Source organism: Kitasatospora sp. NPDC092039, from assembly GCF_044756065.1.
Taxonomy (GTDB): Bacteria; Actinomycetota; Actinomycetes; order Streptomycetales; family Streptomycetaceae; genus Kitasatospora.
This window is the reverse complement of record NZ_JBIVSD010000005.1, coordinates 101,279-126,850: the sequence shown is the minus strand read 5'-3', so window position 1 is coordinate 126,850 and position 25,572 is coordinate 101,279. Positions and strand designations below refer to the sequence as shown.

At 75.4% G+C, this 25,572-nt stretch carries 26 protein-coding genes; 15 read left to right on the top strand and 11 right to left on the bottom strand.

The features are described from left to right. Positions 1–18: 18 nt before the first annotated feature. The 6 genes from ACIQI7_RS12900 to ACIQI7_RS12875 all read right to left on the bottom strand — a co-directional run bounded on the left by ACIQI7_RS12900 (position 19) and on the right by ACIQI7_RS12875 (position 5,172). On the bottom strand, positions 19–1,602 hold the full coding sequence (locus tag ACIQI7_RS12900) for an MFS transporter (protein ID WP_401108306.1): 1,584 nt from the start codon (positions 1,600–1,602) through the stop codon (positions 19–21). Next, positions 1,599–2,288 (bottom strand): TetR/AcrR family transcriptional regulator, encoded by a 690-nt coding sequence (locus ACIQI7_RS12895; RefSeq protein WP_401108304.1) that lies wholly within the window; start codon positions 2,286–2,288, stop codon positions 1,599–1,601. Before ACIQI7_RS12895 ends, ACIQI7_RS12900 begins: the two co-directional genes overlap by 4 nt. A 148-nt stretch (positions 2,289–2,436) precedes the next feature. Further along, positions 2,437–2,829, bottom strand: coding sequence for a cell division protein SepF (gene sepF, locus ACIQI7_RS12890; protein ID WP_387747771.1), 393 nt, complete (start codon positions 2,827–2,829; stop codon positions 2,437–2,439). Positions 2,830–3,111: 282 nt separating this feature from the next. Continuing rightward, positions 3,112–3,627: a DinB family protein gene (locus tag ACIQI7_RS12885; RefSeq protein WP_387747773.1), complete on the bottom strand. Its 516-nt coding sequence runs from the start codon at positions 3,625–3,627 to the stop codon at positions 3,112–3,114. A 141-nt stretch (positions 3,628–3,768) separates the two neighbouring features. Then, on the bottom strand, positions 3,769–4,497 hold the full coding sequence (locus tag ACIQI7_RS12880; protein ID WP_401108301.1) for a TVP38/TMEM64 family protein: 729 nt from the start codon (positions 4,495–4,497) through the stop codon (positions 3,769–3,771). Between the two features lie 138 nt (positions 4,498–4,635). After that, a complete protein-coding gene (locus ACIQI7_RS12875) occupies positions 4,636–5,172 on the bottom strand; it encodes a CGNR zinc finger domain-containing protein (RefSeq protein ID WP_401108298.1) in 537 nt (178 codons plus the stop codon). Positions 5,173–5,419: 247 nt separating this feature from the next. Between ACIQI7_RS12875 and ACIQI7_RS12870 the strand changes: the two genes are divergently transcribed. Then, positions 5,420–6,721, top strand: a complete 1,302-nt coding sequence (locus tag ACIQI7_RS12870; RefSeq protein WP_401108295.1) for an MFS transporter — start codon at positions 5,420–5,422, stop codon at positions 6,719–6,721. A gap of 89 nt (positions 6,722–6,810) precedes the next feature. On the opposite strand, the gene ACIQI7_RS12865 is transcribed toward ACIQI7_RS12870, so the two are convergent. Then, positions 6,811–7,743 carry a LysR family transcriptional regulator gene (locus ACIQI7_RS12865; protein WP_401108292.1) on the bottom strand — a complete coding sequence of 311 codons (933 nt, stop codon included), beginning with the start codon at positions 7,741–7,743 and terminating at the stop codon, positions 6,811–6,813. A gap of 128 nt (positions 7,744–7,871) precedes the next feature. On the opposite strand from ACIQI7_RS12865, the gene ACIQI7_RS12860 reads away from it, so the two are divergent. After that, positions 7,872–8,438 (top strand): cupin domain-containing protein, encoded by a 567-nt coding sequence (locus ACIQI7_RS12860; protein WP_401108289.1) that lies wholly within the window; start codon positions 7,872–7,874, stop codon positions 8,436–8,438. A 47-nt stretch (positions 8,439–8,485) separates the two neighbouring features. Here the strand turns inward: ACIQI7_RS12860 and ACIQI7_RS12855 are convergent, their stop codons facing one another. Together ACIQI7_RS12855 and ACIQI7_RS12850 are read right to left on the bottom strand one after the other, a co-directional pair. Further along, a complete protein-coding gene (locus ACIQI7_RS12855; protein ID WP_401108287.1) occupies positions 8,486–9,256 on the bottom strand; it encodes a dienelactone hydrolase family protein in 771 nt (256 codons plus the stop codon). 94 nt (positions 9,257–9,350) lie between these two features. Further along, the gene (locus ACIQI7_RS12850; protein ID WP_401108284.1) at positions 9,351–10,592 is read right to left on the bottom strand and encodes an MFS transporter; all 1,242 of its coding nucleotides are present in this window, start codon (positions 10,590–10,592) and stop codon (positions 9,351–9,353) included. A gap of 109 nt (positions 10,593–10,701) precedes the next feature. On the opposite strand from ACIQI7_RS12850, the gene ACIQI7_RS12845 reads away from it, so the two are divergent. From ACIQI7_RS12845 to ACIQI7_RS12800, 10 genes are all read left to right on the top strand, one after another. Then, positions 10,702–11,886 (top strand): ROK family transcriptional regulator, encoded by a 1,185-nt coding sequence (locus ACIQI7_RS12845; RefSeq protein ID WP_401108282.1) that lies wholly within the window; start codon positions 10,702–10,704, stop codon positions 11,884–11,886. A 101-nt stretch (positions 11,887–11,987) separates the two neighbouring features. Beyond that, positions 11,988–12,404 carry a molybdopterin-binding protein gene (locus tag ACIQI7_RS12840; RefSeq protein ID WP_387747787.1) on the top strand — a complete coding sequence of 139 codons (417 nt, stop codon included), beginning with the start codon at positions 11,988–11,990 and terminating at the stop codon, positions 12,402–12,404. Between the two features lie 105 nt (positions 12,405–12,509). Further along, on the top strand, positions 12,510–12,956 hold the full coding sequence (locus ACIQI7_RS12835) for a hypothetical protein (protein WP_401108279.1): 447 nt from the start codon (positions 12,510–12,512) through the stop codon (positions 12,954–12,956). Then, positions 12,953–13,657, top strand: a complete 705-nt coding sequence (locus ACIQI7_RS12830) for a glycerophosphodiester phosphodiesterase (protein WP_401108277.1) — start codon at positions 12,953–12,955, stop codon at positions 13,655–13,657. The genes ACIQI7_RS12835 and ACIQI7_RS12830 overlap by 4 nt, the downstream gene beginning before the upstream one ends. Further along, complete coding sequence (locus ACIQI7_RS12825) at positions 13,654–14,751, top strand: winged helix DNA-binding domain-containing protein (protein WP_401108274.1); 1,098 nt, start codon at positions 13,654–13,656, stop codon at positions 14,749–14,751. The genes ACIQI7_RS12830 and ACIQI7_RS12825 overlap by 4 nt, the downstream gene beginning before the upstream one ends. 99 nt (positions 14,752–14,850) lie before the next feature. Beyond that, a complete protein-coding gene (locus ACIQI7_RS12820; RefSeq protein ID WP_401108272.1) occupies positions 14,851–15,960 on the top strand; it encodes an AI-2E family transporter in 1,110 nt (369 codons plus the stop codon). Positions 15,961–16,018: 58 nt separating this feature from the next. After that, complete coding sequence (locus ACIQI7_RS12815; RefSeq protein ID WP_401108269.1) at positions 16,019–16,906, top strand: virginiamycin B lyase; 888 nt, start codon at positions 16,019–16,021, stop codon at positions 16,904–16,906. A gap of 372 nt (positions 16,907–17,278) precedes the next feature. Continuing rightward, the gene (gene ctaD, locus ACIQI7_RS12810; protein ID WP_401108851.1) at positions 17,279–18,967 is read left to right on the top strand and encodes a cytochrome c oxidase subunit I; all 1,689 of its coding nucleotides are present in this window, start codon (positions 17,279–17,281) and stop codon (positions 18,965–18,967) included. A gap of 104 nt (positions 18,968–19,071) precedes the next feature. Beyond that, positions 19,072–19,605, top strand: coding sequence for a hypothetical protein (locus ACIQI7_RS12805; RefSeq protein ID WP_401108266.1), 534 nt, complete (start codon positions 19,072–19,074; stop codon positions 19,603–19,605). 197 nt (positions 19,606–19,802) lie between these two features. Next, positions 19,803–20,522, top strand: coding sequence for a response regulator (locus ACIQI7_RS12800; protein ID WP_401108848.1), 720 nt, complete (start codon positions 19,803–19,805; stop codon positions 20,520–20,522). Between the two features lie 38 nt (positions 20,523–20,560). Here the strand turns inward: ACIQI7_RS12800 and ACIQI7_RS12795 are convergent, their stop codons facing one another. Continuing rightward, complete coding sequence (locus tag ACIQI7_RS12795) at positions 20,561–21,142, bottom strand: TetR/AcrR family transcriptional regulator (RefSeq protein WP_401108263.1); 582 nt, start codon at positions 21,140–21,142, stop codon at positions 20,561–20,563. Beyond that, positions 21,139–22,284, bottom strand: a complete 1,146-nt coding sequence (locus tag ACIQI7_RS12790; protein WP_401108260.1) for a saccharopine dehydrogenase — start codon at positions 22,282–22,284, stop codon at positions 21,139–21,141. Before ACIQI7_RS12790 ends, ACIQI7_RS12795 begins: the two co-directional genes overlap by 4 nt. Positions 22,285–22,323: 39 nt before the next feature. Here ACIQI7_RS12790 and ACIQI7_RS12785 point away from each other — a divergent pair, with 39 nt between their 5' ends. The 3 genes from ACIQI7_RS12785 to ACIQI7_RS12775 all read left to right on the top strand — a co-directional run bounded on the left by ACIQI7_RS12785 (position 22,324) and on the right by ACIQI7_RS12775 (position 25,512). Then, positions 22,324–23,163, top strand: coding sequence for an alpha/beta fold hydrolase (locus ACIQI7_RS12785; protein WP_401108257.1), 840 nt, complete (start codon positions 22,324–22,326; stop codon positions 23,161–23,163). 277 nt (positions 23,164–23,440) lie between these two features. Then, on the top strand, positions 23,441–24,292 hold the full coding sequence (locus ACIQI7_RS12780) for a universal stress protein (RefSeq protein ID WP_401108254.1): 852 nt from the start codon (positions 23,441–23,443) through the stop codon (positions 24,290–24,292). 215 nt (positions 24,293–24,507) lie between these two features. Then, positions 24,508–25,512, top strand: a complete 1,005-nt coding sequence (locus ACIQI7_RS12775; protein WP_401108251.1) for an Acg family FMN-binding oxidoreductase — start codon at positions 24,508–24,510, stop codon at positions 25,510–25,512. The last annotated feature ends 60 nt before the right edge of the window (positions 25,513–25,572 follow it).

Here is a 25,572-nt window from a genome sequence, read left to right as displayed (position 1 = left end):
GCCGACGCGTCCGAGCCGCTACGCGTCGACCTTCGGCCGGGCGGCCGGCCCGGCGACCGCGTCCGCCGCGCCCGTTCCCGCGCCGGTCCCCGTCCCGGCCTTCGGGTCGGACAGCCCGCGCAGCAGCCGCCAGGCCATCGCGGCCGCACCGACCAGCAGCGCGGCGGCCAGCAGCCCGGCGCTGTTCATGCCGTGGACGAAGGACTCCCGGGCGCTCGCCAGCAGCGGCTGGGCGAGCTCCGGAGCCAGCCCATGCGCCGTCTCGACGGCCGATCCCAGCGATTCGCCGGCCCGGGCGGCGGCCGCCGGGTCCGTCCCGGCCGGGACCGCCAGCCCGTTCGCGTAGACCGAGCCGACCACCGAGCCCACCAGTGCGATGCCGAGCGCGGTGCCCAGCTCGTACGCCGTCTCCGAGACCGCCGAGGCGGCGCCGGCCCGGTCGGCGGGCGCGGCGCCCAGCACGAGGTCGGCGCCGAGCGTGTAGACCACGCCCTCGGCCGTCCCGACCAGCAGGAAGGAGGCGGCCAGCAGCAGGTAGGTGGTGTCCTGCGCCAGCCAGCCGAGCGCGCCCACGCCCAGCCCCATCGCCAGCAGGCAGACCGTCAGCGCCCTGCGGGCGCCGAAGCGCCTGGCGATCCGGGCGGTCAGCAGACCGCCGACCACGGACCCCGCGAAGGCCGGCAGCTCGGCCAGGCCCGCCTGGAGCGGCTGGTAGCCGCGGACCAGCTGGACGTACTGCGAGACCACGAAGATCACGCCGGACAGCCCGACCAGGGAGATCAGCGACGCCGAGACGGCCGCCGTGAACCGCCGGTCGCGGAACAGCCGGACGTCGAGCAGCGGGGACTCCAGCCGCAGCTGGCGGCGGACGAACACGAACAGCGCGGCGGCGCCCAGCAGGAAGGCGGCCGGTACGTCCCAGCGGTCCACGCCGTGCGCGGCGGCCTCCTTGACGGCGTACACCACGCCGATCACCCCGGCCATCGACAGCAGCACGCTGAGCACGTCCCAGCGGCCAGGCGCCGGGTCCTTGGACTCCGGCAGCAGCCAGGCGCCGGACACCAGCAGCAGGACCAGCACCGGGATGTTCAGCAGGAACACCGAACCCCACCAGAAGTGCTCCAGCAGCACCCCGCCGACCACCGGCCCGAGGGCGGCGCCGGCGGTGGCGGCCGCGCCCCAGATGCCGATCGCGGTGGCCCGCTCCCGGTCGTCCGGGAAGAGGCCGCGGATCAGCGAGAGCGTGGAGGGCATGATGGTCGCCCCCGCCACGCCGAGCAGTGCGCGGGCCAGGATCAGCCAGCCGGCGCTGGGCGCGTAGGCGGCCAGCAGCGAGGCGGCGCCGAAGGCGGCGGACCCGACCAGCAGCAGCTTCTTGCGGCCGATCCGGTCGCTCAGGGCGCCCATGCTGACCAGCAGGCCGGCCAGTACGAAGGAGTAGGAGTCGCCGATCCAGAGCAGCTGGGTGCCGCTGGGGCGCAGCGTCTCGCTGATCGACGGGATGGCGAGGGAGAGGACGGTCGCGTCCAGGGCGACCACGGTCACGGCCAGGACGAGGACGGCGAGGCCGGTCCAGCGCTGGCGGGCGGTCAGGGTGCTCATGGTTTATCGGTGTCCGGCCTGTGGTCGGCGGTACTGGGGGAGGTGGTGCCGTACGGGGTGGTGCCGTGGGCGGTGGTGCCGTGCGGCGTGGCGCCGGGGGCGGTCGTGCTGCCGGCGGAGGCGGCAGCGGCGGTGCGGGCGTCCGGTCTGCGCAGCGCGCCGCCGAGGAACAGCTCGGCGAGCGAGAACGCGGCGTCGCGCGGGGCGAGCCTGCCGTCCTGGATGGCCCAGCCGACGCCGGCCACCAGGTCGAAGAAGGCCTCGCTCAGCCAGGCGGCGCTCAGCTCGATCCGGAACGCGCCCTGCTGCTGGCCGCGCAGGAAGAGCGCGTGCAGCCGGGCGATCTGGACCTCCCAGAGGTCGTTGATGTCGTCGTTCTCGTAGAGCTGGTTCTCGCCGGCCAGGAAGGCGCAGAGCATGGCGTCCGGGACGGAGGCGTCCACGAGGCGGCGCAGCGCGGCCTCGGCGTCGCCCTGCTCGACCTCGGCGGTGTCCAGCGCGGCGGCGAACCGGCGCAGTCCGAGCAGGCCGACCTCGCGGATCAGCGCCTCGCGGCCCGGGAAGAGCCGGTGCAGCGTGGCACGGCTGATGCCGGCGGCGCGCGCGATCTCGTCCAGGTGGGCGGAGGGGCGGCGGGAGAGCACGCCGACGGCGGCTTCCAGGACGGTGTCGCGATCGGTGGCCATGAGTCGAGTCTAGTTCACATGAGACATGGATGTCTCATTCTTTTGTTCGATCTCTCATGCGAGACGCGACGCCCCGGCCGCCGGGCACGCAAAAACCGGGGACGGTGGGTACCGTCCCCGGTCTCGGCCGGGCTCCGGGCCTGTCGGCTCAGCTCTGGTTGTAGAAGCCGGTGTCGTCCATCGGGCGGTCGATCACCATGACCTCGACGTCGGCCGGGGTGAGCAGGAAGACCCTCCGGGCGATCCGCTCGATGCCGCCCCGGGTGCCGAAGATCAGCCCGGAGGCGAAGTCGACCATGCGCTTGGCCTCGGCCTCCTCCATCTCGGTGAGGTCCATGACCACCGGGATGCTCGCCCGGATGTGCTCACCGACCGTCCGGGCCGCCTCGAAGCCCGTCGGCCGCAGGGAGACGATCTTCGTGGGCGCCGGGGCGGTCGGAACCGTCTCCTGGTCGACCCACTCGTCGTCGTACACCGCGGCCGGGTAGTTCCCCGAGGGCATCAGCCACCCGTTGTGGTGCTCGTCGCGAAGTGCTCCCATGCCGCGCCTCCCTGCCTCGTCCCGTCCTGGTCCCCCGGGGTCGCGTGCCGTTCTTGACACGTCATCCACTCGTCGGAACTGTCCGAGTATCGCACTGTTCACCGGTCCCGTGCCCGCTCGCAACCCCCGTACGAGTCGTGCCGCGCCGGAAACCCGGGCGAACCCGGGCACTCCCATGGACGCGGCACAGCGCCGTACGGTTGCGCGCGTTGACCTTATCGGTCGCGGTCACTGCGCAATTGACCTTCTGTCAACAATGCGGAAACGATTTCACCCGTCGCGTCACTCGCCGGTCGAACCGTCGATCAATTCGCGCAGAAGATCCGCGTGGCCGTTGTGTCGCGCGTACTCCTCGATCATGTGGGTGAGGATCCAGCGGAGCGTCACCGGCTCGCCGTGGCGCAGCTTCTTGGCGACGGTGTCCAGCGGCAGGCCGGCGGTGGCCCGGCGGGCCGCCTCGACCTCGGCGCGCCAGGTGGCGAAGTCGGCCGCCACGTCGGCGGTGTCGACGCCGTCGAAGTCGCCGTCCTCGCTCTCGTCGGTCCAGAAGTGCCAGGCGGTGATCTCCCGGCCGGGCAGCATGGACCGGAACCAGTGCTGCTCCACGTCGGCCATGTGCCGGACCAGGCCGAGCAGCGAGAGCTTGGACGGCGGGGCGGAGCGCAGCCGCAGCTGGTCGTCGGTCAGGCCCTCGCACTTCCGCGCGAGGGTGTCGCGGTGGTAGTCGAGGAAGGCGATCAGGGTGGCGGCCTCGTCGGCCGTCGTCGGCGGGTCCACCCGCGGGTCGAGTTCGGTCATGGCGCCATCCTGGCGTCCGGCGGTGCACGGGCGCGAATGATTTAGGCCGGACCCGCCCGTTTCCGCCCTTTCCGGCTCCGCCTCGCCCGTCTCCGCCCCGCCCGTCCCTGCCCGGCGGGCGGTTCAGCCGGTTCGGGCGGCTCAGCCGGCCGTCGCCCGGCGGCGGGTCCGGGCCGTCCGCCAGAGCCCCACCACGCTGCCCAGCACCAGCAGCGCGATCACCCCCGCCGACAGCAGGAAGGCCGCCGAGCCCGGCCGGCCCGCGCTGGCCGCCGCCGTGACGTACACCGCGGTGGTCGGCACCACGCCGATCGCGGTGGCCAGGACGAAGGGCAGGAAGCGGACCCCGGAGAAGGCCGCGCCGTAGTTGGCCGCCTGGAACGGCATGCCGGGCAGCAGCCGCAGCACCAGCACGCTGCGGAAACCCTGCTCGGTGAACCGCCGGTCCAACGCCCCGAGCACCTTCCCGCGCAGGTACGGGCGCAGCGCCTCGCGGCCGAGGCCCCGGCCGAGCCCGAAGGCCAGGGCGGCGCCCACCGTGGTGCCGAGCACCGACAGCAGCACGCCCTGCTGGATGCCGAGCAGCAGCCCGGCCACCGCGTTCAGCGCGGGGCGGGGCACGAAGGCGAGCGTGCCCACCGCGTAGACCAGGGCGAACAGCGGGCCGAACCAGTACCCGGGCATCCGGTCCGCCAGGCCGCCGGAGAGCAGTTCCGTCGGGCTCCACAGCAGCAGCGACCCGGCCGCCGCCGCGAGCACCGCCACCAGCAGCGCGAACCGCCACCACGGAGAGCGCGGCGCGGTGGCGGGTCGCGGCGCGGCGACGGGGGCCTGCGGCGGCGCGGGGACGGCGGCATCGGGCACGAACACCGCCCGAGCCTAACCGGTGCCCGGCCGCGCCCTGCTTCCCGGCCCCGTCCGGGGCGGGGGTACGGGTTCCGGTGCGGGTCGTCGCACCGGGTACCGGCCGGGCGCGCCAACTGCTCCCCGGCTGATGCCCCCCGAGGGTCAGGCGCGAGCCGTGTCCGCCGCCGACCGCGTCGCGCGGTGGCGGCGGACCGCGTCGCGGTTGGCGCAGCGTTGGGAGCAGTAGCGCTGGCGGCCGGTGCGCGTGGTGTCGGCGTAGATCGTGGTGCACCCGGCGACGGCGCACCGGCCGAGCCGGTGCATGCCGCGCCCCACCAGGTGGAACGCCGTGCCCACGGCGATCAGTGAGGACAGCACGGCGGCGAACGGTAGCCGGTCGTCGCGGTAGTGGAGGTGCCAGCCGCCGGAGTGGTCGGTCAGCCGAGGGTGGGACGCTCCGGCGGCCAGCATCCGGTTGAGTCGCTCGGCCCGCTCGCGTTCGGTGGCCGCGTCGACGACACCCTCCCAGGTGTCCAGGAGGGCGAGGGTGTGCGCCAAGTCGGCCTGCGGCACCGGTTCGTCGATCACCAGCCCGGCGGCTCGGCAGCGGTCCGTCAGGTCCTCGACGGTCCGCGGACGTCGGTTGGCCAGCTCGGCGGCGAGCTTCACGGCGTCCCCGCCGTAAGGGTTGAGATGCATAAGACCATGACACCAGGCTGGGCGGCATGAGTCACCACCCCCGTCACCGCCGGAGGTCCGGCGCGGCCTGCCGGCCGCTCCCCGCCCGGGCGCGTCCCCGAACCGATCGACCGACTGCCGTGCGTGCCAAGGACGTTGACGATCTACCGGTACTCGGGACGCGGGTTCCCGCCCTCGACGGCGCGGCCCCGGTCCCGTCCCCGGCGTCCCCGGCGTCCTCGGCGTCCCCGGCCCCGGGCCGGCGCCGGTGAGCGGCCGCACCGCGACCAGGGCCCGGAACGACCGCAGGCCGGCCGCTCCCGTCGGGCGGTACCGCTGGACGGTCCTCGGCATCGCCACCTTCGCCCAGGCGACCTCCTGCTTCTTCGTGCAGGGCATCGGAGCGATGGCCGTCGACCTGCAACGCTCACTGGACATCGGGACCGGCCAGCTCGGACTGCTCCTGTCCTCCTCCCAACTCGTCCCCCTGGTCGGCCTGTTGGTGGCCGGCGAGCTGCTGGACCGGCACAACGAGCGCTGGGTCGTCGGCATCGGCGCAGCCGTGGTCGCCGGAGGCCTGCTCCTCGGCAGCCTGGCGCAGGGGTACGCCTCCCTGCTGGCCGTCCTGCTGGTCGTCGGCGCCGGGTACAGCACGGCGCAGCCCGGGGGCAGCAAGTCGGTCGCCGCCTGGTTCGCCCCCGCGCAGCGCGGGCTGGCGATGGGCGTGCGGCAGGCCGGACTGCCGCTGGGTGCGGCGGTCGCCGCCGCCGTCCTGCCGGCCGTGGCCGCGGCGTACGGGTGGCGGATGGCCCTGGTGGTGGGCGGGCTCGCGGCACTCACGGGAGCCGTGGTCTTCATGGCCCTCTACCGGCGGCCGCCCGTCGTCGTCGCGGTCGTTCCGGTCGCCGACCCCGGCCGGACGCGGTCCGACCTCCGGGAGGGGGCCCCGTCCGCCGCGCCGCGGGCCCGGCTGCGGATGCTGCGGGAACCGGCCATGGTGAGGATCCTGCTGTCCGGCACGAGCATGGTGGCGGTGCACGGCGGCGTCGGCCTCCTGGGCGCGCTGTACCTGCACGACGTGACGCACCTGGGCGCCGGTCCGACGGCCGCCGTCCTGGTGGCGGCTCAGGTGGCGGGCGCGACCGGCCGGATCGGCCTGGCCGCCTGGAGCGACCGCAGCCGCGGCGGACGGTACCGGCCCGTCCTGGTCAGCATGGGCGCGGTGGTGGCGGGCCTGACGGTGCTGATGACGCCGGCGGGCCAGTCCCCACCGGTGGCCGCCCTGGTGTTCACCTGGCTCGGTTTCTTCGGGATCGGCTGGTACGGCCCCTGGGTCGCCCACCTGGCGGAGTCCGCCCCACCGGGCCGGACCGGGTTCGCGCTCGGCCTGGTCATGGCCGTCAACCAGCTGGCCGTCATCCTGGTCCCGCCCGCACTCGGGCTGCTCCGCGACACCACGCACAGCTTCACCCCGGCCTGGGCGGTCCTCGCGGGCACCACGGCCCTGACCTTCGTGGCGACCGCGAGCGGTGACCGGCACCGGCACCGGCGCGGGAGCGGTTCGCCGTGAGCCTCCGGCCTCCGCCGTCCAGGGTCCGCCGTCCGGCGTTCGACGTCCGGCGGCTCTCGGCGGGCCCGGGCGCCCCGCGTCCGTGCCCGTCACGTCGAGGCGTCGATGAGCGGGGCCGTCCCGCTCGTACGTTCGTCGGTGCGGGCGGCGACGGCGTCCGCCGCGGCGCGGGCGAACGCGGTGACCAGCGGCGTCTCGGCGGCGGTGCGCCACACCAGTGCCCACCGGCAGGCGGGGGCGTCCCGCACCGGGACGAACGCCAGGCTCGGCCACGGGTAGAAGCCGGCCGTTTCGGCGGACACGCCGGCGACCCCGTGGCCGGAAGCGACCAGGTGGAGGACCTCGTGCCAGGTGGCGGCCGTCGGTCCGCGTCGGACGGGCCGTCCGGAGGGGGTCCGCAGCGGGTTGAGGGCCGCGTCCATGGTGTCGGAGACCGCCTGCGCCCGGACGAACACGCAGTCCCCGAGGTCCTCCAGGCCGACCGACGACCGGTCGGCCAAGGGGTGTGCGGCGGGGAGCATCAGCAGGACGGGGGCGGTGCGGAGCAGTGGGCCGACGGTGAGGTCCGGCCCGTCGACGGGCAGCCAGACCAGGGCGACGTCCACCCCGCCGGCGCGGACGGCCTCCAGCGGCGCCGGGGGTTGGATCCCGCGGATCCGCACCTCCGCGCCCGGGTGGCGGGCGCGGAACAGCCCGACCGCGTCGGCCACCGCCCACGGGTGCGGGCCCATGCAGCCCAGGGTCAGCGTCCCGGTGATCCCGCGGGCACCGGCCGAGACGGTCTCGATCCCGTCCATGATCCGCCGGTAGCCGGCGTCCAGCTCCCGGTGCAGCTGCCGCCCGGCCGGGGTCAGCCGGACCGTGCGGCTGGTGCGGTCGAACAGCGGGGCTCCGATCCGGCGCTCCTGCTTCTTGATCGACTGGGTGACCCTGGCCGGGGAGACGTGCAACCGCTCGGCCGTCCGGGCGAAGTGCAGCTCCTGGGCGAGCGTCAGGAATATCTCGATGTCCCGCAGTTCCACTCGCCAGGCCCCCGTGATCCTTCGTGTCCGGTGAACGGAACGTTATCGAGGCGGTCGTTGATCGGCCTCCCGCCGAGGAGGGAGCCTGGCATCCCTCTCCCGACCCGTCGCAACCACGAGGAGCCGTCATGTCGTTCCTGTCGCCCGACTACCCCGAGATCGTCTACGACCGGGACGAGGGCGAGGTCAGTGCCTCGTTCCGCCCGGCGGGAACGCCGCCCGACTACGTCGCGCCGAACGGGGCGACGTTCCACTACCTGTCGACGCGGCTCAGCACGGACGGGCTGTACGGGCTCTACCAGAACCGGCTGACCGGGCAGATCGGGGGCACCAGCCCGCACTTCCACAAGACGATGTCCGAGGCGTTCTACGTCCTGTCCGGTGAGATCCACGTCTTCGACGGCGAGCGCTGGTTCGACGCCTCCCGGGGGGACTACCTCTACATCCCGCCGGGTGGTGTCCACTCCTTCGGCAACATCTCGGGGGAGCCGGCCGAGTTCCTGATGCTCTTCGCCCCGGGAGCCGCGCGGGAGGGCTACTTCGAGGGGCTGGCCGACGTCGCGGCCATGACCGACGAGGAGCGGGCCGCCTTCTTCGTCCGCCATGACAGCTTCTTCACCGACATGGCCAAGGGGCCGGGCGCCGACTCGTGGCAGGACCGGGCGGCCCTGCGCAAGTCCTTCAAGACCCGCTGAACAGCGCCGCCCGGGTTCGGCGCGGCGGGGTTCGGCGCCGCCCGGGTTCAGCGCGGCCCGGCGAGGAACGCCAGCAGGCGCCGCCACGAGTCCCGGGCCGCGTCGGCGTGCTCGACGGCGGCGCTCTCGAAGAAGTTGTGCGGTGCGCCCGGGTAGCGGACGAACTCGTGCGGGCAGCCGGCCGCGGTGAGCGCCGCGTCGAAGGCGTCGACGGTGGGGGCCGGGATGTGCTCGTCGGCGCCGCCCCAGAAGGCGAGGACCGGGGCGGTCAGCTCTCCGGCCAGCTGGGTGGGGCCCGGGGCGCCGTGGAGGGCGTCCGGGTAGCCGTAGTAGCCGACCGCGCCGGCCAGGCCGAAGCGCGGGGCGGCGGTGCGGAAGGCCTGCCGGCCGCCGAAGCAGAAGCCTAGCGCGACCACCTCGGCGGGCCCGACCGCGCGCAGCCGTTCCAGTGCGGCGGTGATGTCGGCGTCCAGTCCCCCGGGGGTGAGCGCGAGCAGGTGGGGGAGCAGGCCCGGCATTTCGCCGAATTCCGCCGGGCGCCTTTCCGGGAAGGCCCCGGCGGTGCGCCCGTAATAGTCGAGGACGAGGGCCGGGTGGCCCTGTTCGGCGAGCCGGGCGGCGGTCTGCCGGTAGAACGCGGAAAGGCCCTTGTTGTCCGGCAGGACGAGCACGCCGGGCCCGGTGGCGACCTCGGGGCGGGCCAGGAAGGCGCCGAAGCGGGTGCCGTCGGCCGAGGTCAGGGTGAGCGGGGCGGCCTCGGCCAGCGGCCACCGGGCGGGGCTGAAGGCGGGCGGGGCGGCGTCCGGGTCGTAGCACACGGGGAATCCCTCTCGTGGAACGCGAGAACCGCCGGGCGCGGTGTGCGCCCGGCGGTTCGAGACCTTAGCGGGGAATTCCCTCGGGAATTCACCATCATATCGCGGAGAGATCTTTTCCGGAAGGCTTTTCCGGTGACATTGCGGTCACGTTCCCGTCGCCGGAATTCCGTTCGGCCAGCTTCAGTGCCCCGGCGCTCAGCAGCAGGGCGCAGGCGAGCACGGTGACCAGGGCGAAGGAGACGGTCAGCGAGGTGGCCTGGGCGAGGGCGCCGATGACCGCGGGGGCGATCAGGCCGGAGGTGTAGGTGACGGTGGCGACGCCCGCGATGGCCTGGCTGGGGTTGGTGCCGATCCGGCCGGCCGCGGCGAAGGCGAGCGGGACGATCACCGCGATGCCGACGCCGATGAGGGCGAACCCGGGGATGGCCAGCGCGGGGCTGTCCGCGGCGACCACCAGCAGGCCGCCGGCGGTGGCGACGGCGCCGCCGATGCGGGTGGTGCGGACGGCGCCGAGGCGGCGGATCGCGGCGTCCCCGGCGAGCCGGCTGACCGCCATGGTGAGCGAGAAGGCGGTGTACGAGGCGGCGGCGACGGTGGCCGAGGCGCCGGTGACGTCCCGCAGGTAGACGCCGCTCCAGTCCATCGAGGCGCCCTCGGCGAAGACCGCGCAGAAGCCGACCAGCCCGATCACCAGCGAGCTGCGCGGCGGCAGTGCGAACCGGGGCGGCTCCTCCGCGCCCTCGTGCGCCCGGATGTCGGGCAGGGCGCGGCAGACGGGCTGGGCGAGGGCGAGCAGGATCAGCGCGGTGACGGCCAGCTGGAGCCGGGCGTCCAGCTCCAGGTGGGCGGCGAGGATGCCGAAGGGGGAGGCCAGCAGGCCGCCGGCGCTCCACATCCCGTGCAGTCCGGACATGATCGAGCGCCCGAGCCGTTCCTCGATCTCCACGCCCTGGGCGTTCATCGCGACGTCCGCCATCCCGGCCGTGGCGCCGTACACCAGCAGCGCGGCGCACAGCGCGGGCAGCGAGGGGGCGAGCGCGGGCAGGGCGAGGGCCAGGCACCAGAGCGAGATCAGCCCGCGCACCGCCGCCCGGCCGCCGTAGCGGTGCACGAAGCGGCCGGCCAGCGGCATGGCGAGGGAGGAGCCGATGGCGGGCATGACCAGGGCCAGGCCGAGCTGGCCGGCGGAGAGGTCGAGGCGGTCCTGGATCCACGGGATGCGGGTGACGAAGCTGCCGCTGACGGCCCCGTGCACGCAGAAGACCAGGGCGATGCCCGCTCGGGCCCGGCGCGGGGCGGTCAGCGGCTCCGGCGGTGGTGCGGTGGTCCCGCTCATTCGGTGTTCCCTCCCGGTCGCGCGACGAGGGGCGCGACAGTGCCCTGTGACGGTGGATAAATTATCAGGAAGGGACCCTGATAGAAATGCTCTGGAAGGATGATCTGCCATGACCATCGCGCGTACGGCCACGCCGAGCACCGCCCGGGCGATCAACGACCGGCTGGCACTCAACCTGCTGCTCGAACAGGGCCCCCTGACCGCGACCGAGCTGCGCGACCTCACCGGCCTGTCCCGGCCGACCGTCGCCGACCTGCTCGAACGCCTCCAGCGCACCGGCCTGGTGGCCGTCGTCGGCGAGCGCGGCGAACAGCGGCGCGGCCCCAACGCCCGGCTCTACGCGCTGGTCGCGTCCCGGGCCCACCTGGCCGCCTTCGACGTCCGATCCGGCGGCGTCAGCCTGGTCGTCGCCGACCTGGCCGGGCGCAGCCTCGCCACCGCCGAGGTCCCGGTCGAGGGCGACGGCGGCCCGGACACCGCCGGCGCCGTCGTCGCCGCCCTGCGGGAGACCGCCCGCGGCGCCGGCGTCGAACGGCTGCACACCGTCGCCGTCGGCGCCCCCGGGCTGGTCGACCCGGCCACCGGACGGCTGCAGAGCACCGGCAAGCTCCCCGCCTGGCACGCCGAACTCCTCGCCGCGCTGCGGGACCTCCCCGGCACCGAGGTGATCCTGGAGAACGAGGTCAACCTGGCCGGGCGGGCCGAGTACCGGGTCGGCGCCGCGCGCGACCGCGACACCTTCGTCCTGATGTGGCTCGGCCACAGCGTCGGCGCCGCCGTGATCCTGGACGGGCGGCTGCGCCGGGGCTTCTCCGGCGGCACCGGCGAGATCTGCTTCCTGCCCGTCCCGGGCACCGTCGGCCTGCCCAGCGCCGACAGCTGCGAGGGCGGCTTCCACGGACTGGTCGGCAGCGCCGCGATCTGCGCGCTGGCCCGCGCCCACGGACTGCCGGCGGACCCGGCGGACGACGCCCCCGCCGCCGAGGCCGCCGTCCGGGCCGCGCTGTCGGCCGGCGCCGCGGGCGACGGCTTCCTGGACGAGCTGGCCGAGCGGATCGCGATCGGCGCGGCCGGCGTCTGCGTGGTGCTGGACCCCGGCTGCGTGGTGCTCGGCGGCGAGACCGGCCGGGCCGGCGGACCGGAGCTGGCCCGCCGGGTCGAACGGCGGCTGGCCCGGCTCTCCCCGCTCAGCACCGAGGTGCGGGCCGGCGCGGCGGGCGGCGGCGCGGTGCTCGCCGGGGCGGTGCTCACCGCCGGGGACGCGGTGCGGCGCGACCTCTTCGGCGAGCCGTAGCGCCGCTCCGCCGCCCTCGGGTGATCACCCGCGCCGCCGGTACGGCAGGATGGCGCGGGGGCACCCGTCCCCGGATCCCGAACCACGGTCAGGAGACGCACATGGGCCAGCCCGAGGTGCCGGCCAACCCGTACCGCATCGGCGAGGCCGCGGCGCTGCTCGGCGTCAGCGCGGACACCATGCGGCGCTGGGTGGACGCCGGGCGGGTCGCCGCCGCGCGGGACGAGAACGGGCACCGGATCATCCCGGGCGCCGAGCTCGCCGCCTTCGCCCGGGAGCTGGCCCGGCCGGAGAACGCCGAGGCGGAGGGCCGGCCGTCCTCGGCCCGCAACCGCTTCCCGGGGATCGTCACCCACGTGGTGCTCGGCGACGTGGCCGCGCAGGTGGAGATCCAGGCCGGGCCGTTCCGGGTGGTGTCGCTGATCAGCCGGGAGTCGGCGGAGGAGCTGAAGCTGGTCCCCGGCGCACCCGCCACGGCGGTCGTCAAGTCCACCAACGTGATGGTCGAACTGCGCTAGGGCGGGTCTGACGATTCGCGTCGCGCACCCGGCGGGAATCGTCAGACCAGCCCTAGCCCTCCCCGCACCAGCCGCCCGAGTCCCGGAACCGAAGGAGAGGCCCGGATGCCGCCCCCGCACCTGCCGACCACCCAGAGCGCCGTGCTCGCGATCGAGGCCGTGGCCGGGCGGCACGGCCGCTCCGTCCGCGCCGAGCACGACATCGGCCGCGACCGGACCTTCGCCGGGCTGGTCGGCCCGGACGGCCCGGCGGACGAGCCGGCCGGCCTCCCGCACGAGGCGCTGCTGGAGTTCGACGGTCGCCCCGCCGTCACCGTCCGGCTGTTCACCCACGACGAGGTCACCGTGACCGTCGAGGGCATCCCCTTCGACGTCGACCGCGACCGCGTCCCCGGCTTCCTGAACGCCGTCTGGTCCGACCTGGTGCACGTCCGGGCGCGCACCTTCCCGCCGTCCACCACGCTGATCGTCACCGTCCCCGGGGAGCCGGGCTACCGCGAGGACGTCGGCGTCCACAGCCTCACCCCCTGGCTCACCGGAAGGATCCGTTGAACACCGCAGCCAAGCCGCTCGCCGTCGCCCACCGCGGGGACCCGTACCGCTTCCGCGAGAACACCCTGCCCTCCGTCGAGTCCGCGCTCGCCGCCGGGGCCGACGCCGTCGAGGTGGACGTCCGGCTCACCCGCGACCGGGTGCCCGTGCTGCTGCACGACCGCACCCTGGAGCGGCTCTGGGGCGACCCGCGCCCGATCGACCGGATCACCGCCGACCAGCTGGCGGAGCTGCGGCACGGCCCGCTGGCCGTCCCCACCCTCGCCGAGGCGGTCAAGGCGGTGGCCGCCGTCGACGGCCGCCGGCTGCTGATCGACCTGGACGACGCCGCGCCGGCCGCCGCCACCTGGTCGGTGGTCACCGCGCTCGGCGCCGAACGGGCGGTCGCCTTCTGCGGCCCCGCCGCCGCCATGCTCGCCGTGCGCGAGCTGAGCCCGGACGCCGAGCTCGCCCTCACCTGGAAGCAGCCCCGGATGCCCGTGCGCGCCCTGCTGGACGACCTGCGCCCGCGCTACCTCAACCCGCCGTTCGGGCTGGTCACCCCCGAGTTCACCGCCGCCGCGACGGACGAGGGACTCGCCGTCTCCACCTGGACCGCCGACCTGCGCCGCACCATGCGCCGACTGCGCGGGAGCGGCGTCGCCTCCATCACCTCGAACCGGATCGGCGTCCTGCGCTCGGTGCTGGACGGCCGCCGGTGACCGGCCCGGTCCTCGGGCGGCGGGCGCTCGGCCGGGCCCTGCTGGCCCGCCAGCACCTGCTCGCCCGCACCGAGCAGCCGCCCGCCGCCGTCGTCCACCACCTCGGCGGACTCCAGGCCCAGGCCGCCCCCCAGCCGCCCTACCTCGGCCTGCTCGCCCGGCTCGACGGCTTCACGCCCGAGCGGCTGAGCACGCTGCTGGAGCAGCGGGCCGCGGTCCGGATCGCCCTCCACCGCGGCACCATCCACCTGGTCACCGCCGAGGACTGCCTGACGCTGCGCCCGCTCCTCCAGCCGATGCTGGACCAGGCGCTGCGCACCACCTACGGCAAGCGGCTCGCCGGGCTGGACCTGGACGCGCTCGCGGCCGAGGCCCGCGCCCTGGTCGAGGCGGAGCCGCGCACCTTCCAGCAGCTCGGCGCGCTGCTCGCGCAGAGCCGGCCGGACCGCGACCCGGCCGCCCTCGCCCAGGCCGCCCGCTGCCGGCTGCCGCTGGTGCAGGTCCCGCCGCGCGGGCTGTGGGGGCGAGGCGGCCCGGCCGCCCACACCACCGCCGAAGCCTGGCTCGGCCGCCCGCTCGACCCGTCGCCCGACCCGGACGACCTGGTGCTGCGCCATCTCGCCGCCTTCGGCCCGGCCTCCGCGGCGGACCTGCGCCAGTGGTGCGGCCTGGCCGGCCTCGCCCCGGTGCTGCGGCGGCTCGCTCCGCGGCTCCTGGCCTTCCGCGACGAGCGGGGCCGGCAGCTGTACGACCTGCCCGAGGCGCCCCGCCCCGACCCGGACACCCCGGCGCCGGTACGGCTGGTCGCGCCCTTCGACAACCTGCTGCTCTCGCACGCCGACCGCACCCGGGTGCTGCCCGAGGAGCACCGCGGCCGGGTGATGACCCGCAACGGCATCGTGCCCGGGACGCTGCTGGTGGACGGGCTGGTCGCCGGCACCTGGCGGCTGACCGGCGAACGCGAGGTGGACGTCGTACCGTTCGCGCCGCTGGGGCGGGCCGACCGGCAGGCGGCGGAGGCCGAGGCGCGGCGGGTGCTGGCCTTCGCGGGGGCGGGCGAGGACGGCGTGGTGCGGTTCCAGGCGCCCGGGTAGCCCGTTCGGGTACTCCCGGCCGGTCCGCCGCGCGGGCCGTCGGAACCTCTGCTGAGCTGGGGCGGTCCGGAATCCCCGACGACCCCGGCGGAGGTGGCCGTGTCCGTGGAGCGCGAGCCCGGCGAGCAGCGGCCGCCGGACCACCGCAGGCCGTACCTGATGCTGCCGCCCGCGCTGCGGCAGGCGGCGGCCTGGTCGGTGGCGGTGATCCTGCTGATCGCCGTCGCCTCGCTGGCGGTCTTCGCGCTGGTCGAACTGCGGGCCGCGACCGTGCCGTTCGTCCTGGCGCTGCTCGGCGCCTCGCTGCTCCACCCGGTGGTGCCCTGGCTGGTGCGCCGGGGCGTCGGGCGTGGCCTGGCCGCTGGACTGACCTGCACCGTGCTGGTCTGCGCGGTCGGCGGGGTGCTGGCGCTGCTGGTCAACTCCCTGGTGCACAGCGCCCCGCAGATCGCCTCCTCGCTCCAGGAGGCCGGGGCGCGGCTGGCCGACTGGCTCGGCCCGTTCGGGGCGAAGATCCAGCACGCCCTCAGCAACGCCAAGGGCGAGACCAACTCGCTGGTCTCCACCCTCACCAGCGGGGTGCTCTCCGGGCTCGGCCTGCTCACCCAGCTGATCGCCGGCGCGGTGCTGTCGCTCGCCCTGGTGTTCTTCTTCCTCCGGGACGGCCACCGCACCGGCGACGCCATCCGCTCCTACCTGCCCGAGCGCAGCGCCACGACCGTGATCGCCTGCGCCGAGCGGGCCTTCGCCGCGATGGCCGGGTTCATGCGCGGCACCACCCTGATCGCCCTGATCGACGCGGGGTTCATCACCGTCGGCCTGGTCGCCCTCGGCGTTCCGGGTGCGCCGGGGCTCGGGGCGCTGGTCTTCATGGGGGCCTACATCCCCTTCGTCGGCGCCTTCCTGTCCGGCACGGTGGCGGTGCTGGTGGCCCTCGCCGACGGCGGCCTCGGCACGGCCCTGTGGGCGCTCGGCGTGGTGCTCGCGGTGCAGATGATCGAGGGCAACATCCTCCAACCGGTCATCCAGAGCCGGACGGTGGAGCTGCACCCGGCCACCATCATGGTCGCCGTGGTGGCCGGCTCCGGCATCGCGGGCATCATCGGCGCCCTGCTCGCCGTCCCGGTCTGCGCCGCGGGCATGGGCGTCGTCTCGGTCCTGCGGGGCGACCCGGGACCGGCGGCGGAGAAGTCGGTTGCCGGGGCCTGACCCGCTGTGCGAAGATCGCTAATGCGACGAGAGTCGCGATAGTGCTTGGAGGGGTCGCATGGAACTGATCGAGGTCGCCGAGGCGGGGGCCGGGCCGTACGGAGTCGCGGTGGCGCCGGACGGGGGCGTCTGGTTCACGCTGGTGCACGGCGGGCGGGTCGGGCGGCTCGACGCGGGCGGCGGTGTCGAGCTCCACGGCCTCGGGGCGCCCGGGTGCGGGCCTTCGGTGATCACGGCGGGGCCGGACGGGGCGATGTGGTTCTGCCGGATGCGGGACCACCGGATCGGGCGGATCGGCGCGGACGGGACGGCGCGCTCGTACGGGGTGCCGACGGCGGACGCCGGGCCGTACGGCATCGCGGCCGGGCCCGACGGGGCGCTCTGGTTCACCGAGCTGAACGCGAACCGGGTCGGGCGGATCACCGTGGACGGCGAGGTGACGGAGTACCCGCTGCCGGTCGAAGGGGCGTTCCCGTCGCTGATCACCGCCGGGCCGGACGGGGCGCTGTGGTGCACGCTCAACCAGGCGGACGCGGTGGCGAGGGTCGCCACCGACGGCGAGGTGACCGTCCATCGGCTGCCCACCGCGGGCACCGCGCCGGTCGGGATCACCGCCGGGGCGGACGGGGCGCTCTGGTACGTCGGGATCGGCGGCGGGCTGGTCGGGCGGATCACCGTGGACGGCGAGGTGACCGAGTACCCGCTGGCCGACCGCTCGGCCCGGCCGCACGCGATCGCGGCCGGGCCGGACGGCCGGCTCTGGTTCACCGAGTGGGGCGCCGGGCGGATCGGCGTGCTCACCCCGGACGGGCGGCTCGACGGACACCCGGTCCCGGGTGGCGGCGCCGAGCCGCACGGCATCGCGGTCGCCCCGGACGGCACCGTGTACGCGGCGCTGGAGCGCGGGCAGATCGCCCGCCTGGCGCCGGCGCGGCCGGGAGTCTGACGGCCGGTCGGGAGGTCCCGCGCGGGCGGTGCGGAGGCCCCGGGCGCGTGGCCGTCGAGCTCCCGGACACGCGGTCGGTGAGGGCCCGGGCACGCGGTCGGGAGGTCCCGGTCGGGGCCCGGGAACTCGGGCCCAGCGGCCCCGGGCGGCCGGGCCCAAGGGCCCTGGGGTGCGGAGGCGGTCTGTTCGGATCATGGATCGCCACCCATCCGCACCACGTTCCGAAGGAGCGCGTCCTTGAGCGCCACCCAGGCACAGGGCGACCCCACCTCACCGCCGACGGCCCTCCCCGCCGGGGCGGTCAGGCCCAGCAGGCCCGGTTCGGCCCTGGTCAGACTGCTGACCACCACCGACCACAAGACGATCGGCACCATGTACCTGGTGTCCTCGTTCGCGTTCTTCCTGATCGGCGGCGTCCTCGCCCTGGTCATGCGCGCCGAACTCGCCCGGCCCGGAACGCAGATCCTCTCCAACGAGCAGTTCAACCAGGCCTTCACCATGCACGGCTCGGTGATGCTGCTGCTGTTCGCGATGCCGCTGTTCACCGGCTTCGCCAACTGGATCATGCCGCTGCAGATCGGCGCCCCGGACGTCGCCTTCCCGCGGCTGAACATGCTGTCCTACTGGCTGTTCATGTTCGGCTCGCTGATCGCCGCGGCCGGTTTCGCGACCCCGCAGGGCGCCGCCGACTTCGGCTGGTTCCTCTACGCGCCGCTGTCCGACGCGATCCACTCGCCCGGCGTCGGCGCCGACATGTGGATCATGGGCGTGACGCTGTCCGGCTTCGGCAGCATCTTCGGCGCCGTCAACTTCATCACCACCATCATCTGCATGCGCGCCCCGGGCATGACGATGTTCCGGATGTCGATCTTCTGCTGGAACGTGCTGCTGACCTCGGTGCTGGTGCTGCTGGTCTTCCCGGTGCTGGCCGCCGCGCTGCTGGCGCTGGAGTGCGACCGCAAGTTCGGCTCGCACGTCTTCGACCCGGCCAACGGCGGGGCGATGCTCTGGCAGCACCTGTTCTGGTTCTTCGGGCACCCCGAGGTGTACATCCTGGCGCTGCCGTTCTTCGGGATCGTCTCCGAGGTCATCCCGGTGTTCAGCCGCAAGCCGATGTTCGGCTACTCCGGCCTGATCGCCGCGACGGTGGCCATCGCGGGCCTGTCGGTGACGGTGTGGGCGCACCACATGTACGTCACCGGGCAGGTCCTGCTGCCGTTCTTCTCCTTCATGACCTTCCTGATCGCCGTGCCGACGGGCGTGAAGTTCTTCAACTGGGTCGGCACCATGTGGAAGGGCTCGCTGAGCTTCGAGACCCCGATGCTCTGGACGGTCGGCTTCCTGGTCACCTTCCTGTTCGGCGGCCTGACCGGCGTGCTGCTCGCGGCCCCGCCGATCGACTTCCACGTCTCCGACTCGTACTTCGTCGTCGCGCACTTCCACTACACGCTGTTCGGCACCGTGGTCTACGCGATGTTCGCCGGCTTCCACTTCTGGTGGCCGAAGATGACCGGCAGGAAGCTCGACGAGCGCCTGGGCCGGATCACCTTCTGGACCCTCACCGTCGGCTTCCACTCGACCTTCCTGGTCCAGCACTGGCTGGGCGCCGAGGGCATGCCCCGACGGTACGCCGACTACCTGGCGTCGGACGGCTTCACCACCCTGAACACCGTCTCCACCATCGGCTCGTTCCTGCTGGGCCTGTCGATCCTGCCGTTCCTCTACAACGTCTGGAAGACCGCCAAGTACGGCGAGAAGGTCACCGTGGACGACCCGTGGGGCTGGGGCCGCTCGCTGGAGTGGGCCACCTCCTGCCCGCCGCCGCGGCACAACTTCGTGAAGCTGCCGCGGGTCCGCTCCGAGTCCCCGGCCTTCGACCTCCACCACCCGGACATCGCGGCCCGGGACGTGCTGGAGCACAGCGGGGAGCCCGCCAAACACCTGGAGGGCGTGGAGCCGGCGAAGTACGACCGGCCGCTGAGCCGGGCGGACCGGGCGGCCGCCGCCCTCGCCGCCGAGGCCCCGGCCGCCGGGCCCGCCGACCCGCCGTCGGGCGGCTGAGTCCCGCCGCCCCGAACGCCGTCCCCGCCCGCTCCGCCGCCGCCGGGCGGGCGGGGACGGCCCGTCCACTCTCGCCACCCCTTCGTGACCAGGAAGGCCGGGTCGTGAACCACACCGTTCTCGCCATCGGCACCGCCGCCCTCACCGCGAGCGGCTGTGTCTGGTACCTGCCCGCCATCGCCGACCTCCAGGCCGGCGCCGACCGACCGCGCTCCACCCGTACGGCCGCCGCGGCCTGCGTGCTGTGGTGGGCCGGGCTCGCGCTGGCGGGCGGGCTGCTGCTCGTCCTGCCGGACTGGCGGCCCGCCGCGCAGATCGCACTCGCCGGCCTGGTCGGCGGCGCGGCGCTGCGGCTGCGGGCCCTGGGCGACCGCCGCCGGGAGGTGCGGGAGTCGGCCGCCCGCTGGGCCGCCCTGGACGCCGGGCCCGTCCCGCGCTCCGACCGGCCGCCGGCGGTGGTCCTGGCCGGGTGGCTGGTGGTCGGCGCGGCCGTCGCCTCGCTGGGGGCGGCGGCCATCCTGCTGTCCGGCGGCGGCGCGGTGGTGCCCCGGGTGGTGCTCGCGGCGGTCAGCGGCGCGGGCGTCGCGCTCGCCTTCCTGCTGATGGGGCTGGGCAACGTACGGCGGCAGGGGCGCTGAGGCGCCGTCGCCGACGGCCCGGTGCCCGCGCCGGGGGGCGGGGGAGGGGGCGGCGGGCCAGGGCTCCGGGCCGAGGGCACCGCGGCCCGGTCCGAATGGGGCCGTTGGGCCCTGGGACGGCGGCCGGATCCGGGGGAGGATGCCCTGGGCCCCGCTGGGAGTGTGCGGGGGTGTGACGAAGACGGAGCCGCATCATGATGGCGACCAAGACGGAGGGTGCCGAGGCCTCGGCACCGGTCCGGGTGTTCCTGCTGGACGACCACGAGGTGGTGCGCCGCGGCGTGCACGACCTGCTGGACAGCGAGCCGGACCTGGAGGTGGTCGGCGAGGCGGCGACGGCCGAGCAGGCGCTCGTCCGGGTGCCCGCCCTGCGGCCCGACGTGGCCGTGCTGGACGTCCGGCTGGGCGACGGCGACGGCGTCTCGGTCTGCCGTGAGCTGCGCTCGCGGATGCCCGGGCTGGCCTGCCTGATGCTGACCTCCTTCGACGACGAGGAGGCGCTGCTGGACGCCGTGATGGCGGGCGCCGCCGGCTACGTGCTCAAGCAGATCAGCGGGACCGACCTGGTCGCCGCCGTCCGCACCGTCGCCTCCGGGCGCTCGATGCTGGACCCGGGCGCCGCGACCCGCCTGCTCAACCGGCTGCGCAGCGACGCCGAGCCGGCCCAGCCGGTCACCACCGGGCCGGGCCTGACCGCGCGCGAGCAGGAGGTCCTGGAACTCATCGGCGAGGGCCTGACCAACCGGCAGATCGGCGAGCGGCTCTACCTCGCCGAGAAGACCGTCAAGAACCACGTCTCGCGGCTGCTCGCCAAGCTCGGCGTCGAGCGGCGGGTGCAGGCCGCCCTGATCGCCACCGAGCTGCGCCAGGCCTCCGCCGCCCCGCAGTCCTCCGTGCTGCGCTCCGGCCGGTTCTGACCCGGCAGCCCGGCTCCCTCCGGGGCGGTTCGCTCCCCTCACAGGCCGAGCAACCCCCGGGCGGTCCGCAGGAGTTCGGTGTCCGCAGAGGTGTCCGGAGCGCCGGCCAGGCCGGAGCGGAAGAGCGAGGCGCCCTCGATCAGCATGATGAACACCTGGGCGCGGGCCCGGCGTTCGTCCGCCCCGAGGGCCGGGCGGCGTTCGGCGAGGAAGCAGACGACCAGGTCCCGGTAGCGGGCGTAGAAGGCCTGGACGGCGGTGGCCACCGAGGCGTCGCGGGCGGCCAGTGCCCACAGCTCGGCGAACAGCCGGACCAGGCGGGCGTCCTGCTGCTCGGCGAGGAGGGCGCGGATCAGGTCGTCCTCGTCGCGGCCCGGGTCGAGCAGCGGGGCGAGCCGTTCCGCCGAGCGGCCGAGGACGCGTTCCAGTACGGCGCCCACCAGCTCGGCGTGGGTCGGGAAGTAGTGCTGGAGGTGGCCGAGGCGCACGCCCGCGGCGGCCGCCACCGCCCGCATGGACAGCTCGCTGCCGCCGGCGGTGACCAGCAACTCCTCGGCCGTTTCCAGCAGTTGTTCGCGGCGCTGGGCGCCCTTGCCGCTCAGGCCCCGGGTGTTGCTCATGCCGCCGCCTCCGTACCGAGCCGCCCGTCGGCCGCGGAGACCGTGACGGTGACGTCCAGTGCCGCGAGGTCCCCCAGCACCCGCCCGGGCAGGGGGGTCTGCTCCGGGAAGGCCACCCCGGCGGGCGGCGGGGCGCCGTCGGTGCCGAGCGCCCGGCGCAGCGCGAGCAGGGCGCCGACGGCGGTGAGCCGGGCCTGTCCGGCCCGGTCCTCGACGGTGGCGGTGAGGGCGCGCCCGCCGGAGCCGACGTCGACGCGCAGCCGGGCGGTGCCGCCCTCGCCGGGGGAGTGCAGCAGGGCGCGGCGGGCGCCCTGCCAGCGCTCGCCGCGCCCCCAGCGGAAGAACCCGGCGCGGCGGACGGCCAGCAGGGCGGTGGTGGAGGAGCGGGAGCTGAAGCCGATCCGGGTGGTGGCGGTGGTGGCGCCCAGGGTGAGCGGGAGGGTGAACTGCTCGGGGGTGTCGATCCCGGCGACCAGGGTCGGGGTGTCCCCGATCCGGACGGTGCCGGGGCGGCTGAGCGGGGTGACGGAGCGGCGCAGGCCGTCCTGCACCACCTCGTAGTCGAGCCCGAGGCGGTCCATGAACTCCACCGAGTCGGCGCCGGCCCGGTCCGCGAGGTCCCAGCGGACGGCGGTCTCGATCCGCTCGGCGCCGCCCAGCCGGTCCGCCAGGGCGGCGGCGACCAGGCTGGTCACCCCGCCCATCCAGGCGGAGGAGAGCAGCACCGGGGCGGTCGGGCGCAGCAGGGCGGCGAGCGTGGCCGCGCGCTGCAGCCGGGCGGTCCAGCGGGTGACGTCCACGTACGGGACGCCGGCGCGGACGGCGGCCCGCAGCACCCGGTCGTCCGGGTCGTTGACCACCCCGACCACCGCCCGGACGGCGGCGCCGAACGGCTCGGGGTCGGCGAGGTCCCAGCGCCGGACGGTGGCGTCGTCCAGTTCGGCGGCCAGGGCGGCGCCGCGCCGCTCGGAGCGGCCGGTGAGCAGCAGCGGCCAGTCGGGGGAGGCGAGTCGGGCGAGTTCGGCGCCCACGGTGCCGTAGCCGCCGACCAGCAGGACGGGGCCGTCGGGGTTGTGGCTGAGGCGGTCTGAGGGGAAGGTGGGGTGTACGGGCAGGCCGTCGCCCACGGGGTCGGTGCTCATGGGAGACAAATATAGGTCGTCCGACCTAAAATTCTCGTCATGACGTACTCCGCTGCCCCCGGATCGACCTTCGACCTGCATTCGTTCGACAGCGGCCACGGCCGCCTCGCCTACCTCGACGCCGGTTCGGGCGAGCCGCTGGTGCTCCTGCACGGCGGCCTGCTGGACCACCGGAGCTGGGCGGACCAGCTCCCCGCCCTGCTGCCCGAACACCGGGTGATCGCACCGGACACCCGCGGCCACGGCGCCTCCGACAACGCGAGCCGGCCGTTCCGCCCCGCCGACGACCTGGCGGACCTGCTGCGCCACCTCGGCCTCGGCCCGGTCACCGTGGTCGGGCTCTCCATGGGCGGGACGATCGCCCTCGACCTGGCGCTCGAACACCCCGAGCTGGTCCGCGCGTTGGTGATCAGCGGCAACGGCACCGGCGAGTCCGAGTTCAACGACCCGTGGCTGCGCGAACTCGCCGCCGAGCAGGGCGCCGCGCTCGCCGAGGGGGACGGCGAGCGCTGGCTCGACTCGTTCACCCGGCTCGCCTCCGGTCCGTACCGCGGCCTGGACGAGGTCGATCCCGAAGTGGTCCGCCGGCTCAAGGAGATGACCCGGCACACCGTCGCCAAGCACACCCCCGACGAGCCCCAGTACCTGGTGCCGGTGACCGACACCTGGAAGCGGCTGACGGGCATCACCGTCCCGCTGCTGGCGATCAACGGCGGCATCGACTCGGTGGACCACATCGGCCTGGCCGAACGGGTCTGCCGCACCGTCGTCGACGGCCGCGCGGTGACGGTCGAGGGCACCGCGCACTACCCGAACATGGAACGGCCCGCCGAGTTCAACGCCCACCTCCTGGGCTTCCTGCGCGCCCTGCGGGGCTGACGGCTGACGGCCCCGGCGCCCGGCCGGGAGATCGAGTGCCGCCCGCCCGGCGGGACCGCCCGGCGGCGCCATCGTGTCGGCGGTGGGGACGGCGGGGTCGGCCGTAGGCTCCGTCGGGCGGGCCTTTCGTCCCGTCGCGGAGGGTCCTGCGGCCTCTGCCGCCGGGCCGTGCACCGCTGCCAGGGTAGGGGAGGAGCGGACGGGGCGTCAGAGCGCACCGCGGCCCGCACCGAACCGCCGAGCGTCGACAGCGTGTCGACAGTGTGGAGGAGGACTCATGACGTCAACCGTGCTGGCCGGGGTCGACGGATCGCCGCAGAGCACCGCGGCCGCCCGCTGGGCCGCCACCGAGGCGGTGCGCCGGGGCGCCTCGCTGCGCCTGGTGCACGCCTGGCCGTGGCTGACCGACGGCGTGTCGTCCTTCGCCGAGCCGGACACGCTGCCCGACGCCGTCCGCCGCATCCTGGCCGAGGCCGCCGAGGACGTCCGCGGTCCGCACCCGGAGCTGGCCGTGGAGACCGACGCCGTGCTGGACGCACCGGTGGACGGTCTGGTGGCCGCCGCCGAGGAGGCGGAACTGCTGGTGCTCGGCTCGCGGGGCCGCGGCGGCTTCACCGGGCTGCTGCTGGGCTCGGTGAGCAGGTCGGTGGCCGGGCGCAGCCCCGTGCCGGTGGTCGTGGTGCGCGAGGCCGGCGCGGAGGCCGCGGGCGAGGTGGTGGTGGGCGTCGACGCCCACGCCCCGGAGGCCGAGGTGCTCGACTTCGCCTTCCGCGAGGCGGCCCTGCGCGGCGCCCGGGTCCGGGCGGTGCACGGCTGGGAGCTGCCGCCGGTGTTCGGCTACGCGGGCGGCGCCGTCCCGGCGGCCGAGCTCACCCAGCTGGAGGCGCTGGAGGCCGAGCTGCTGACGCTCGCCCTGGCCGGGCCGCGCGAGCGGCACCAGGGCGTCGAGGTGGTCGAGGACGTGCAGCTCGGCGCCGCCCGCGCCCTGGTCGAGGCCTCGGCCGGCGCCGCGCTGGTCGTGGTCGGCCGGGGCCGCCGCCCGATCGAGCTCGGCCCCCGGCTCGGCCGGGTCGCGCACGCCGTCCTGCACCACACCGAGGCCCCCGTCGCGGTCGTTCCGCACGGGTGACGGGCGGCCCGTCCGGTGGATCCGTCCCCGTCCCGATCCACCGGACGGGCCCTCCCCAGGCCTGCGCACGCCTGGGGACGGCCGGAGGAACAGGCCCAAGGGCCCTTTCGCCGGCCCGTGCCGGGCGCGCACGCTCGGAAGCAGCGGGACCTCCGGGCACGCGCGCGGACCCGGCGGTCGAAGCCGAAGCCCCGCGGTTGAAGGAGTGCATCGCCATGACGCTCGACCCGGCCCTCACCCCGATGCTCAGCGACGCCGACCTGCGCCTGCTCGCCGCGGCCGGCGGCGCCGCGCCGTCGCTGCACAACAGCCAGCCCTGGCGCTTCACGCCGACCCCGGACGGGCGCGGGCTGGCCGTGTACGCCGACACCGGACGCTCCGTACCGCTGGCCGACCCGGTCGGCGCCGCGGTGCACATCGCGGTCGGCGCGGCCGTGTTCAACCTGCGGGTGGCGGCCGGACGGCTGGACCGCGAACCGCTGGTCCGGCTGCTGCCGGACGCCGCCGAGCCCGGGCTGCTCGCCGTGCTGGACCTCTCCCGCCCGGCCGCCGAGCAGACGCCGTTCGGCCGCGACCTCTACCCCGCCGTCGCCGCCCGGCACTCCAGCCGCCTGCCCTTCACCCAGCGCGACGTGCCCGAGGCGGTGGTCGGCGAGCTCATCGACGCCGCCCGCGAGGAGGGCGTCGTACTGACCGTGCTGGAGGAGGAGGGCGTACGGCGGGTGCAGGCGCTCACCGCCGAGGCCGAGCGCCGCAACGCCGCCGACCCGGCCCGCACGGCCGAGTCCCGCGCCTGGCTGCGGCCCGACGACGGCACCGCCGGGGACGGCATCCCGCGGGCCGCGCTCGGCCCGCAGGACCACGACGCGCGGGTGCCGATGCGCGGGTTCGCGGGCCGCCCGCCGGAGGCCCCCGGGCAGCAGCCGTCCCAACGCTTCGAGGCGCTGCCCCAGCTGTGCACGCTCAGCACCCCCGGCGACGGCCCGCTGGACTGGCTGCGCACCGGGCAGGCGCTGGAGCGGGTCTGGCTGCTGGCCACGGTGCACGGGGTGCGGCTCACCGTCTGGCACCAGGCGATCGAGTGGCCGGACACCCGCTGGGCGCTGCGCGACCCGGCCGCAGGGCCGGGCCACGTCCAGCTGGTGCTGCGGGCCGGCTACGGCCCGCCCGGTGCGGCCACCCCTCGGCGGTCCGCCGAGGAGACCCTCGGGGAGTCCTGAGCAGCCGTTCCCCAGCAGCCGTTCCCACCGGCCGTCGCCCAGCAGCCGGCTCGGCCCCCT

Excerpts from the sequence above, each read along its gene's own strand:
- ACIQI7_RS12900 (WP_401108306.1), bottom strand. The coding sequence starts at position 1,602 with ATGAGCACCCTGACCGCCCGCCAGCGCTGGACCGGCCTCGCCGTCCTC.
- ACIQI7_RS12895 (WP_401108304.1), bottom strand. The coding sequence starts at position 2,288 with ATGGCCACCGATCGCGACACCGTCCTGGAAGCCGCCGTCGGCGTGCTC.
- sepF (WP_387747771.1), bottom strand. The coding sequence starts at position 2,829 with ATGGGAGCACTTCGCGACGAGCACCACAACGGGTGGCTGATGCCCTCG.
- ACIQI7_RS12885 (WP_387747773.1), bottom strand. The coding sequence starts at position 3,627 with ATGACCGAACTCGACCCGCGGGTGGACCCGCCGACGACGGCCGACGAG.
- ACIQI7_RS12875 (WP_401108298.1), bottom strand. The coding sequence starts at position 5,172 with ATGCATCTCAACCCTTACGGCGGGGACGCCGTGAAGCTCGCCGCCGAG.
- ACIQI7_RS12860 (WP_401108289.1), top strand. The coding sequence starts at position 7,872 with ATGTCGTTCCTGTCGCCCGACTACCCCGAGATCGTCTACGACCGGGAC.
- ACIQI7_RS12850 (WP_401108284.1), bottom strand. The coding sequence starts at position 10,592 with ATGAGCGGGACCACCGCACCACCGCCGGAGCCGCTGACCGCCCCGCGC.
- ACIQI7_RS12845 (WP_401108282.1), top strand. The coding sequence starts at position 10,702 with ATGACCATCGCGCGTACGGCCACGCCGAGCACCGCCCGGGCGATCAAC.
- ACIQI7_RS12840 (WP_387747787.1), top strand. The coding sequence starts at position 11,988 with ATGGGCCAGCCCGAGGTGCCGGCCAACCCGTACCGCATCGGCGAGGCC.
- ACIQI7_RS12835 (WP_401108279.1), top strand. The coding sequence starts at position 12,510 with ATGCCGCCCCCGCACCTGCCGACCACCCAGAGCGCCGTGCTCGCGATC.
- ACIQI7_RS12815 (WP_401108269.1), top strand. The coding sequence starts at position 16,019 with ATGGAACTGATCGAGGTCGCCGAGGCGGGGGCCGGGCCGTACGGAGTC.
- ctaD (WP_401108851.1), top strand. The coding sequence starts at position 17,279 with ATGTACCTGGTGTCCTCGTTCGCGTTCTTCCTGATCGGCGGCGTCCTC.
- ACIQI7_RS12800 (WP_401108848.1), top strand. The coding sequence starts at position 19,803 with ATGGCGACCAAGACGGAGGGTGCCGAGGCCTCGGCACCGGTCCGGGTG.
- ACIQI7_RS12795 (WP_401108263.1), bottom strand. The coding sequence starts at position 21,142 with ATGAGCAACACCCGGGGCCTGAGCGGCAAGGGCGCCCAGCGCCGCGAA.
- ACIQI7_RS12790 (WP_401108260.1), bottom strand. The coding sequence starts at position 22,284 with ATGAGCACCGACCCCGTGGGCGACGGCCTGCCCGTACACCCCACCTTC.
- ACIQI7_RS12785 (WP_401108257.1), top strand. The coding sequence starts at position 22,324 with ATGACGTACTCCGCTGCCCCCGGATCGACCTTCGACCTGCATTCGTTC.
- ACIQI7_RS12780 (WP_401108254.1), top strand. The coding sequence starts at position 23,441 with ATGACGTCAACCGTGCTGGCCGGGGTCGACGGATCGCCGCAGAGCACC.
- ACIQI7_RS12775 (WP_401108251.1), top strand. The coding sequence starts at position 24,508 with ATGACGCTCGACCCGGCCCTCACCCCGATGCTCAGCGACGCCGACCTG.